Source organism: Halorubrum aquaticum, assembly GCF_900113615.1.
Classification (GTDB): Archaea; Halobacteriota; Halobacteria; order Halobacteriales; family Haloferacaceae; genus Halorubrum; species Halorubrum aquaticum.
In genome coordinates this window covers 26,801-37,213 of the sequence record NZ_FOPZ01000024.1, presented here as the reverse complement: position 1 = coordinate 37,213, position 10,413 = coordinate 26,801, and the positions used below count along the sequence as shown (strand labels likewise).

The window sequence follows — 10,413 nt, the reverse complement described above, 5'->3', positions numbered from 1 at the left end:
TGGCTCGTCTACTGGATCACGGAACGGTCCGGCGGCGAGCTCGCGTTCGACACCCACCGGAACGGGAACGTGGTCACCCTCACGGTGCCGAGCGCCCGCGGCGAGGCGACGTCCGAGCCGGCAGACCCCGTGAACCGACTCCGGATCGAACGCGGGCGGCGGGACGGGATCGCCCCCGAGTGACGTGGATCTGCCCGTGAGCGGTGGGGGCTCGGTGCGTGAACGACGCGGCGCCGGTGCGTGAACGACGCGGCGCCGGTGCGTGAACGACGCGGATACGTCCGGCTGGGCGGATTTCCCGACGCGGAGAACGGCCACCGGGGTTAAACCGACCGTCCGCGTAGACGGAAGACGATGGGTACGCTCAACGAACTGTTCGACCCGGATCGGGTCGCGGTCGTCGGCGCGACGGCCCGCGAGGGCGCGGTCGGGCGCGCCGTCACGTCGAACCTGCTCGCGGACTTCGACGGCGAGACGGTCCCCGTCAACCCGAACTACGACGAGGTGCTCGGGAGGACCTGCGTCGACGCGGTCGGCGAGGCCGACGCCGACGTCGCGGTCGTCGTCGTCCCGCCCTCGATCGCCTTGGACGCCATCGAGGCGTGCGGCGAGGCCGGGGTGCGGAACGTCGTCGTGATCACCGCGGGGTTCGGCGAGACGGGCGAGGACGGCGCGGAGCGGGAACGTCGGCTCTCCGAGATCGCCGACGAGTACGGGCTGAACCTCGTCGGCCCGAACAGCCTCGGGATCATGTCGACGCCCTCGGGAATGAACGCCACGTTCGGGCCCGAGAACGCCCTGCCGGGCGGGCTCTCGTTCATGAGCCAGTCCGGCGCGTTCGTCACCGCGGTCCTGGACTGGGCCAACGACAACGGCGTCGGGTTCAAGGACGTGGTCTCGCTCGGGAACAAGGCCGTCCTCGACGAGACCGACTTCGTCGACCACTGGGGTGACGACGAGGAGACGGACGTGATCATCGGCTACCTCGAGGGGATCGAGGACGGCCGCGAGTTCATCGAGACCGCCCGCGAGACCGCCGAAGACACCCCGATCGTGGCCGTGAAGTCCGGTCGAACGAGCGCGGGTGCGCGGGCCGCCTCCTCACACACCGGCACGCTCGCCGGCTCCGAGAAGGCCTACGAGGCCGGTCTCGACCAGGCCGGCGTCATCCGCGCGGAGTCCGTCGACGAGCTGTTCGACGCCGCCGGGATCCTCGGCAGCCAGCCGCTGCCCGACACCGACAGCGTCGCGATCGTGACCAACGCCGGCGGCCCGGGCGTGATGGCGACGGACGCGGTCGGCGACGCCGGCCTCGAGTTGGCCTCGTTCACGGGCGAGACGACGGAGGCGCTGCGCGAGTCGATGCCCGAGGAGGCGAACGTCCACAACCCCGTCGACGTGATCGGCGACGCCGACGTCGACCGGTTCCGCGAGGCGCTCGAGACGGTCCTCGCCGACGGGAACGTCGGGGCCGCGCTCGTGTTGGCCGCGCCGACCGCCACCCTCGAGTTCGACGAACTGGGCGACGCGATCCGCGAGACGGTCGCGGACGTCGACGCGCCGGTGGCCGCCTGCCTCATGGGCGGCGACCGGACCCGCGAGCCGAAACGGAAGCTCCAGGCCGCGGGGATCCCCTGTTACTTCGACCCCGCCCGCGGGATCGAGAGCCTCGCGACGCTCGCGGAGTACCGCGACATCAGGGAACGCGAGTACGCCGAGCCGATGTCGTTCGACGTCGACCGCGGGCGCGCCCGCGAGGTGCTCGCGACGGTCCGCGACCGCGAGGACAACCGCCTCGGCGTGGAGGCGATGGCGCTTCTCGACGCCTACGGGATCGAGACGCCCGCCGGAGAGATCGTCGACTCGCCGGAGCGCGCGAACGAGGTCGCGGCCGGGATCGACGGCGACGTGGTGATGAAGATCGTCTCGCCGGACGTCCTTCATAAGTCCGACATCGGCGGCGTCGCGGTCGGCGTCGCCGACGCGGACGTGGCCGACACCTACGAGGACCTGATCACCCGGGCGCGGAACTACCAGCCGGACGCGACGATCCTCGGCGTCCAGGTACAGGAGATGGTCGACTTGGAGGACGGCGTCGAGACCATCGTCGGGATGAACCGGGACCCGCAGTTCGGCCCGCTCGTGATGTTCGGGCTCGGCGGGATCTTCGTCGAGGTGATGGAGGACACGGCCTTCCGCGTCGCGCCCGTCTCCGAGCCGGAGGCCCGCGAGATGACCGAGGAGATCCAGTCGGCGCCGCTGTTGCGCGGCGCCCGCGGCCGCGACCCGGTCGATCTCGACGCCGTGATCGAGACGATCGGCCGCCTCTCACAGCTCGTCACCGACTTCCCCGCGATCCTGGAACTCGACGTCAACCCGCTCGTCGCACTGCCCGACGCCGACGGGGGCGCGAACGTCGCCGCCGTCGACGTCCGACTCACCGTCGACCCCGAGAAGCTCGACTTCGAGGAAGGGTCCGAAGCACTCGACCCCGAGGAACCCCACCAATGACAGACACCACCACGACACTCGTCACCGCGACCGGAGAAGGCGCCGGAAAGACTGCGATCACCCTCGCGCTCGCGCGGCTCGCTGCCGACCGCGACGGGAGCGTCGGCTACATGAAACCGAAGGGCACGCGGCTCCAGTCGAACGTCGGCAAGACGCTCGACCGGGACCCGATGCTCGCCCGCGAGGTGCTCGGTCTGGACGCCGAGATGCACCAGATGGAGCCCGTCGTCTACTCGCCGACGTTCATCGAGGGCGTGGTCCGCGGCACGGAGGACGCCGAGGCGCTCCGCGAGCGGATCCGCGAGGAGTTCGACGGGCTCGCGGCCGACCGCGACCACGTCTTCCTGGAGGGCGGCGGCGACTGGACCACCGGCGGCGTCGTCGACCTCACCGACGTGGACGTGGCCGAACTGCTCGACGCGCGGGTCGTGCTCGTGGCCGATTACGCGACGCCGGGCGACCTCGACGCGGTGCTCGCCGCCGCCGACGCGTTCGGCGACCGGCTCGCCGGCGTCGTGTTCAACAAGGTCGGGGACGCCGCCTTCGACTCGCTCGACCACGACGGGATCCCGTTTCTCGAAGCCCGCGGAATCTCAGTCTTCGGGGCGCTCCCGCACGAGAAGGAGCTCGCGGGCGTCACCGTCGCCGACCTCGCCGACGAGCTCGGCGCGGAGCTGCTGACCGACGGCCCCACGGACGCGTTCGTCGAGCGGTTCCTCGTCGGCGCGATGGGCGGCGACGAGGCGCTCAGGCACTTCCGGCGCGCCCGCGACGCCGCGGTGATCACCGGCGGCGACCGCGCGGACGTCCAGACCGCCGCGCTCGACGCCTCCGGCGTCAAGTGTCTCGTGCTCACCGGCGGCCACCGGCCCTCGGGCGCGGTGCTCGGGCGGGCCGCGGAGGCCGGCACCGCCGTGCTCGCCGTGAACACCGACACCGCCACCGCGATCGACCGCGTCGAGGCGGTGATAAGCGGCGGCCGGACCCGAGACGCCCGCACAGTCGACCGGATGGCGGAACTGCTCGAGGCCCACGTCGACGTGGACGCGCTCGTCTGACCGCGTCGACGCGCTCGTCCGACGGAGAGAACGCCGCCGGATCGGGTGAACGTCTGACGTACTGTTTTCAGGGAGGCCGACGAAGGGGGCGTATGACCAGTCTCTCGGAGACGTACGGGGGGGCGGGACGCTCCGAGGTCGACCCGCGGCGGCTGTCGCTCGGTGCGGGGCTGTTCGTCGGCGGGACGCTGCTCCTCGTCGCCGGGATCCTCGTGGCCGCGGAGGTGCTCGTCCCGCGCGGGTACACCTCCGGCGCGGCGAGACGCCTCGGCGGGATCCTCGGCGGGCTCGGCGTCCCGCTCGTCACGCTCGGCGTGATGACGGTCCTGCCGGCCGACCGGCGCACACGGGCGGCGGCGGTCGTCGGCGCGGCGATCATGGCGCTCGGCGTGGCGCTGTTCTCGCAGGCGTACCCGAACCACTGGGTCGGCGGGCCGCGCCCGGAGCTCGTGGACCTCACGCTCCCGACGGCGGGCGTCTACTTCCTCGGGGCCGCGACCACGATGTGGTGCGTCTTCGTCGGCGTCGCCAACTTCAAGACCCGCAACGACCCGGGCGGAACGGTGACGATGGAGGTGACCCACAAGGGGGAAACGAAGGTCATCGAGGTCGAGCGCGACCAGGTTCGGGGACTCGGGGGCGGGGTCGGCCTCCTCGGCGGCACCCCGAACGGGGATGTCGAGACGCAGACCAACCGCCCGGGATCGGCGGATCCCGTGGACGCCACGTCCGATCCCGAACCGAACCGTTCCACGGCCGCCGACTCGCTCGGACTCTCCTCGACGACGCCGTCGGGCCGCAGCGACGGCGGGAGTTCGACGACCGACATCTCCTCGCCGCTCGACGCGCCGGCGGAACCGGACGCGGCTTCGCCGAACGGACCGGGCGGACCGGACGGCTCGGGAACCCGGTCGACCGCGGACGCGGCCGCGCGGGAAGGCCCCGGCGACACGTACTGCGGGAACTGTGCGGAGTTCGATTACGTCAAAACCGACGACGGGATGCGGCCCTACTGCGGCCACTACGACGAGGTCATGGACGACATGGAGGCCTGCGAGCAGTGGACGCCGCGGTGAGGCGTCCCGCCCCGTTCCTCTTAGGCCGGTTCGCCGGACGGGACCTGTGACTCCGCGATCGCGAACGTGAGCGTGCTCAACACCCCGAGGAGCGTCCCGCCCGCGAGCGCCATCGCCAGGTCCGCGAGTGCCAGGGCGGTGACGCCCGGGGCCGGCGGGAGGAAGAAGCCCGACACCGCGTACAACACGACGGCGATGGCGACGACGTAGAAGGGGGCGTTGAGGTACCGCCACCGGAAGCGGCCGGCGAGGTACTCGTCGGTGATCTGCCCGAGACTGGAGGTGACCCCGGCGACCGCGAGCCACTGGACGAAGCCGTGAACGAAGGCGGTGAGCGTCGCGCTCGGCGGGAGGGGTCCGGCGGTGACGCCGCGAACGGCCTCGACGGTCTCGGTGCCCTGGACGCCGCCGACGAGGATCAACGCGAGCGCGACGACGTACGTGATGAGCGTCACCCGTCCGGCGTAGAGCACGTTCCGGACGGAATCGGCCGCCCCGTCGACGGTCTCCTCCAACCCCAGTCCGCGGAACAGCGAGTAGAGGCCGACGCCCCCGGAGATCAGTCCGAGCACGGCCGCGCCCTCGACGTCGAAGAGGTTCGCGAGTACGACGAGCGGGTAGATGAGGAGGAGGATCCCGAGCGGAACGAGGATGGTCCCGCGGGTCTCGGGGTCCGCGAGCACCTGCTTGATGGTGTAGTACAGCGACTCGAGGTCCTGTGCCTGCCGGACGACGACGCGGCGGACGCCGTCGATCCGCATTCGCGACCGGATCACGGGCAGCACCGACTCGTCCTGTGCGCCGTCGGTGATCACGATGGCCGAGACGTCCTCGCCGGTCGACAGCTCCGCGAGGACGCGGTCGACCTCCGCGCCGACCGCGCGGTTGGCCTTGACGTCGGGGCCGTCGACGCCCGTGACGGCCGCGACCTCGACCGCCTCGCCCTCGGCGGCCAGCTCGTCGTGGACGGTCACGCCCTGGAACAGCACGTTCACGTCGGAGTCCTCCGGGTCGGCGGTGGCGAGCGCGACCGCGGCCTCGGTGACGTCGTCGTCGCCGATCACCGGGGTCGGGATCCCCGTCTTTCGGCCGAGGTCGTCGTCGAGGTCGACACAGAGGACGAGCAGCATTCACCGAGGATATGCGAGGGGTCGGCATATGCTTTCGGCTCGCGGCGGCCCGGCCACCCTCGCGTGTCCCGTTCTCACGACTCCGTCGAGTCCCCAGCGGACGAGGGAACGACCGATTCGCGGTGGCGTCGCCGTCGACACCGTAACCGGGTGACAGAGGCCCTAATAGCCTTACAACTGGAACTTTGGACGTGTTTACTGCGCCAGCAACGACCCTGTCTCGCTCGTCCGATTCGTACTACTAGCACTCAAAACACAACGTCTGATTCATCCGCTTCGATGCTCAAAAAACGGACGACAACGAAGCCGCCCTTCGCCTCCGGACGACTCTTACTCGCCGGGGTGTTCCACGCCGTTCAACAGCCGGCGAACGTCGTCGCCGTCGCTGATGGCCGTCGGATACCCGCCGAGACAGACCACGAAGTCCTCGCCGACCTCGATCGGTTCCGTGACGTGGAGCGTCAGATCGACGGTGACCCCCGCGTCGGCGACCTCCGATTCGGCCTCGTACTCCACGACCGTCGTCTCCGATCCGACCACGTCGGTCGCGTACTCCGAGACCCGCTCGACGTCGCTCATCCCCTCGTAGCGGTCTTGGAGCATCGTCGCCAGCTCGTCGGTGTCCATCTCGGCGACGGGGTTGAACGTCCGCCCGAGGACCTCGACCTTCGGGGTCGAGAGCGCCGCGAACACCGCGCCCCGGAAGCGTTGGCCGAGGACCTCGACGCCGCGGTCGTACTCCGCGATCCGGTTCGTCACCTCGACCTGCCGGGTCTGGCCGGCCACCTCGAACTCCCGCGTGATCACGTCGTCGGTGACGCCCTGTGACTCGTACCCCGTCTCCTCGAGCGCGGCGTCCGAGACCGTCGCGGCCTCGGCGGCGAACTCGACGGGGTCGCCGCCGGTGACGACGTCGAGCGCGGTACAGCCGGCGAGGCCGACGAGACCGAGCGACCCGGCGGCCGCGAGCGCCCGGCGTCTGGTGGTCCCGCCGTCGGTTCCGTCGTCGTCGGCGCGGCCGTCCCGGCCACTCCCGTCCTCGACGGCGTCCCGGTCGGTCCCCTCCGAGGCGATCGCGTCGTGTTCCATACCTCCCCTCCGGACGAGCGGGGGTACATACTTTGTGTTCGAGATCGGCGGGCGCCCGCACTGCCGTGCGGACGGCTCACGCCCGCGAGAACGCTTCGGACGCTTTTTCACGCCGGAGCGAGTACCGGAGGGTAGATGATCTCCAAGGGCTGTGAACAGTGCGCCAAGGGCGGCAAGATGGTGCTCTTCGTCTACGGCTACTGCGACCAGCGGGACTGTTTCTACTGCCCCCTCGGCGAGAACCGGAAGAACGTCACCGACGTGTACGCCAACGAGCGGAAGGTCGAGTCCGACGAGGACGTGATCGAGGAGGCCAAGCGCATGAGCGCGCTCGGCACGTCGATCACGGGCGGCGAGCCCCAGGAGGCGATGGCGAAGACGACGCGGTATCTTCGACTCCTGAAGGACGAGTTCGGGGAGGATCACCACACCCACCTCTACACCGGGATCCCGGGCGGCCGCGAGAACATGCGCCGGCTGAGCGAGGCCGGCCTCGACGAGATCCGCTTTCACCCGCCCCTGGAACTGTGGGGCGACATGCACGGCACGGAGTGGGAGGAGATCCTGTACGTCGCCCGCGAGGAGGGGCTCACGCCCGCCTTCGAGATCCCCGGGATCCGCGCGGAGCCGGAGTTCCTGGAGTTCTTAGACGAGGGAGCGGCGGAGTTCTGTAACGTCAACGAGTTCGAGATGAGCGACGGGAACTACCGCCGGATGCAAGAGGAGGGCTTCGAGCTACAGGAGGGCCACATGTCCGCCGTCGAGGGGTCGAAGGACGCCGCGATCGTCGAGGAGATGGCGAGCCACGAGAAGGTGTACTTCTGTACGTCGGTGTTCAAAGACGCCGCCCAACACCGCAACCGGCTCAAGCGGATGGCCCGGAACGTCCGCCGCGAGTTCGACGAGGTCACCGACGACGGCACGCTCGTCTACGGCAAGGCGTTCGCGGAGCCCGAGCGGTTCGAGGCGCTCGGCGTCCCCGAGGAGTTCTACACGACCAAGACGAACCACGTCGAGGTCGCGTGGTGGCTCTTGGAGGAGATGATCGAGGACGGCGACCTCGAGGAGGGCGAGATCGTCGAGCAGTACCCGACCGTGAACGGGACGGTCGTCGAGCGGACGCCGGTCGCGTAGCGTTCTCCATCCGACTTCCGGTCGACTCGCGCGGGATTTTTACCGGATCGCTCACAACTCGAGAGCGATGCCCTCCACCCTCCCCGAGGACCCCAGCCTCCGGCGACGCCTGCTCGTCGCCACCGCGCTGGTCGCCGTCCTCCCGTTCGCGTTCATCTACGCGTTCGTGTTCGTGGCGAACGAGGTCCTGCTCCCGCTCCTGGAGTCGCAGGGAAGCGGTCCCTACCACGGCCGGGTGTACGTCGACCCGCTTTTCGCGGTCGTCGTCGTCGCCGGCGGCCTGGCGCTTCAGGCCTGGAAGGGTCCCTCGGTCGTGCTCGGTAGCATCGGGGCCCGCCGTGTCGACGCCGACGAGTACCCGGACCTCCACGCGCGGGTCACCCGGCTGGCACAGACCGCCGACGTCGACCGGCCCGACGTCGCTGTCACGCACAACGACGCGCCGAACGCGATGGCCGTTCGGGGGCCACGCGGCGCGTCGGTCGTCGTCACCACGGAGCTCCTCGACGTGCTCGACGACCGCGAGTTGGAGGCGGTCCTCGCCCACGAGGTGTCACACCTCGCCAACGACGACGCCACCGTGATGACCGTGGCGTGGCTGCTGCCGACGGTCACCTACTACCTCGCGATCGCGGCCGCGTACGTCCTCTACGGGATGGCGCGGACGATGGGGCACGGCGGTGACGGCGACGGCGGCGACGGCGCGGCGAAGGCCCTCCTCGTCCTGTTCGTCACCGCGGTCGTGACGCTCGCGGTCTCCGCGATGTTCTGGGCGGCGAGCGTGCTGATCCATCGGGTGCTCTCGCGGTACCGCGAGTACGCCGCAGACCGGGGTGCGGCCGCGATCACGGGCGACCCGACCGCGCTCGCGAGCGCGCTTCGGAAACTCGACGACCGGATGGCGGACGTGCCGGACCGGGACCTCCGGTCGCTCGACGGCGGCGCGGAGGCGTTGTACGTCGCGCCCCTGGAGGGGAGAGCCTTCACCGACGCGGAGCTGGTGTCGACGGACGTGTTCCCCGCCACGCACCCGCCGACGGTCGACCGGATCGACCGACTCCGCGAGCTGGCGGGGGAGCTCGAGTAGAGATGAACCGACGACGGGTGCTCGCCGCGCTGGCGACGGGGTCGGCGGCGAGTCTGGCGGGCTGCGGGTACGCCTACGGCGGCGGCGACGTCCGCGACGTCGAGTCCGCCGGCGGTTCGAGCGTGTTCGCGTTCGATTGGAGCGCCCACGCCGTCGCCGGCGACCGGATCGCGCTCGCCGAGTCGGGGAACTCGCCGTTCGAGGGCGATCGAACGGCCGTCGACGTGGTCGACCGGAACGCCGAGGAGATCGGGACGTTCCGGCACGACGGGTTGAGCGTCGGACTGGCCGCCGGTCCGGACGCGGAGCGGGTGTACCTCCGCGAATCCGCCGGAGACGTGGTCGCCGTGACGCCCGCTGCCGACGACGACGTGGTCGGAACGGGGGGCGTCGACGACGAGGACGCCGAGGACGACGGGAATGGAGAGGGCGCCGGCAACGGATCGAGCGATGGGAGCGACGCCGACCGCGTCGACGACCCGGACGACTGGGACGGCGGCGAACCGAGTTTCTCCCGAGTCGACGCGCCCGACTGGCGGGCGTCGCTCGCCGACGTGATCGGGGAGCCGGCGAAGGGGTCCGACCCGGTCGAACGTCGGGAAGCCGAGCCGATCGCGGCCGACGCCCGAGGGGCGTACGTCGGGAGCGGCGCGGTCGTGATCGCGGTCCGGGGGGGACGGGCGGACTGGACGGTCGAGGTCGACGGACCGGTCCGCGGGCTGTGGTGTGGCGGCTCCGGTGACTCCGGCGGTTCGGGCGGTCCCGACGGCGTCGTCGTCGCCACCGCCGACGCGGTCGTCGAACTCGGGCCCGACGGCTCCCGCAGGTGGAGCTACGAGTCCGGATCCGGTCCGAGCCCGACCGTCGACGGCGACCTGGTCCTGCTCCGCGAGGGCGACGACCTCCTCGCGCTCGACCGCCCCGGCGGCACGGTGGCGTGGCGGACCGGAGTCGGTGGCGACGGGCCGCCGCCGATGGCGACGGACGACCGGGTCGCCGCCGTGAGCCGCGGGGAGCTTCGCGTCCTCGATCGGGGCTCCGGCGATCCGCTGTGGCGTGCCGGAGCCGCGCCCGGTCGCGATCGGCTGCGGTCCCTCGTCGTCGACGCGGGGCGGGCGTACTTCGTTAACCGGGACGGCGAGGCGGTCGCGGTCGACGCTGCGGACGCCGGCGGCGGCCGGGCTTGGACGCGGTCGCTCGAGGTCCGGTCGTCGACGGTCGTCGACGGCTGGATCGACGGCGAGACCGTCGCCTTCGCGTTCGACACCGGCGAGTTCGTGTGGCTCCAGCGATACGACGAGGACCCCGGGCTGCTGTAGTCGCCCGCC

The 10,413-nt window shown here is 71.0% G+C and carries 8 protein-coding genes and 1 pseudogene; 7 read left to right on the top strand and 2 right to left on the bottom strand.

Annotation, left to right across the window (positions count from 1 at the left end; all coding sequences use genetic code 11):
• The 4 genes and pseudogenes from F3H10_RS16160 to F3H10_RS14865 form a co-directional block, all read left to right on the top strand.
• A pseudogene (locus tag F3H10_RS16160) lies at positions 1 to 183 on the top strand (PAS sensor protein); the annotation flags it as partial.
• A gap of 171 nt (positions 184 to 354) precedes the next feature.
• Positions 355 to 2,511: an acetate--CoA ligase family protein gene (locus tag F3H10_RS14875; RefSeq protein ID WP_149785562.1), complete on the top strand. Its 2,157-nt coding sequence runs from the start codon at positions 355 to 357 to the stop codon at positions 2,509 to 2,511.
• On the top strand, positions 2,508 to 3,569 hold the full coding sequence (locus F3H10_RS14870; protein ID WP_149785561.1) for a phosphotransacetylase family protein: 1,062 nt from the start codon (positions 2,508 to 2,510) through the stop codon (positions 3,567 to 3,569). Before F3H10_RS14875 ends, F3H10_RS14870 begins: the two co-directional genes overlap by 4 nt.
• A gap of 92 nt (positions 3,570 to 3,661) precedes the next feature.
• The gene (locus F3H10_RS14865) at positions 3,662 to 4,645 is read left to right on the top strand and encodes a DUF7139 domain-containing protein (protein ID WP_149785560.1); all 984 of its coding nucleotides are present in this window, start codon (positions 3,662 to 3,664) and stop codon (positions 4,643 to 4,645) included.
• A gap of 20 nt (positions 4,646 to 4,665) precedes the next feature.
• Here F3H10_RS14865 and F3H10_RS14860 read toward each other — a convergent pair whose 3' ends face one another.
• Positions 4,666 to 5,775 carry a DUF373 family protein gene (locus tag F3H10_RS14860; protein ID WP_149785559.1) on the bottom strand — a complete coding sequence of 370 codons (1,110 nt, stop codon included), beginning with the start codon at positions 5,773 to 5,775 and terminating at the stop codon, positions 4,666 to 4,668.
• Between the two features lie 330 nt (positions 5,776 to 6,105).
• Positions 6,106 to 6,864: a DUF6517 family protein gene (locus F3H10_RS14855; protein ID WP_223174332.1), complete on the bottom strand. Its 759-nt coding sequence runs from the start codon at positions 6,862 to 6,864 to the stop codon at positions 6,106 to 6,108.
• Between the two features lie 135 nt (positions 6,865 to 6,999).
• On the opposite strand from F3H10_RS14855, the gene F3H10_RS14850 reads away from it, so the two are divergent.
• The 3 genes from F3H10_RS14850 (at position 7,000) to F3H10_RS14840 (ending at position 10,404) form a co-directional block, all read left to right on the top strand.
• On the top strand, positions 7,000 to 7,998 hold the full coding sequence (locus F3H10_RS14850) for a radical SAM protein (protein WP_149785558.1): 999 nt from the start codon (positions 7,000 to 7,002) through the stop codon (positions 7,996 to 7,998).
• Between the two features lie 67 nt (positions 7,999 to 8,065).
• Positions 8,066 to 9,085, top strand: a complete 1,020-nt coding sequence (locus tag F3H10_RS14845) for a M48 family metalloprotease (RefSeq protein WP_149785557.1) — start codon at positions 8,066 to 8,068, stop codon at positions 9,083 to 9,085.
• A 2-nt stretch (positions 9,086 to 9,087) separates the two neighbouring features.
• Positions 9,088 to 10,404 (top strand): PQQ-binding-like beta-propeller repeat protein, encoded by a 1,317-nt coding sequence (locus tag F3H10_RS14840; protein WP_149785556.1) that lies wholly within the window; start codon positions 9,088 to 9,090, stop codon positions 10,402 to 10,404.
• Positions 10,405 to 10,413: the final 9 nt, after the last annotated feature.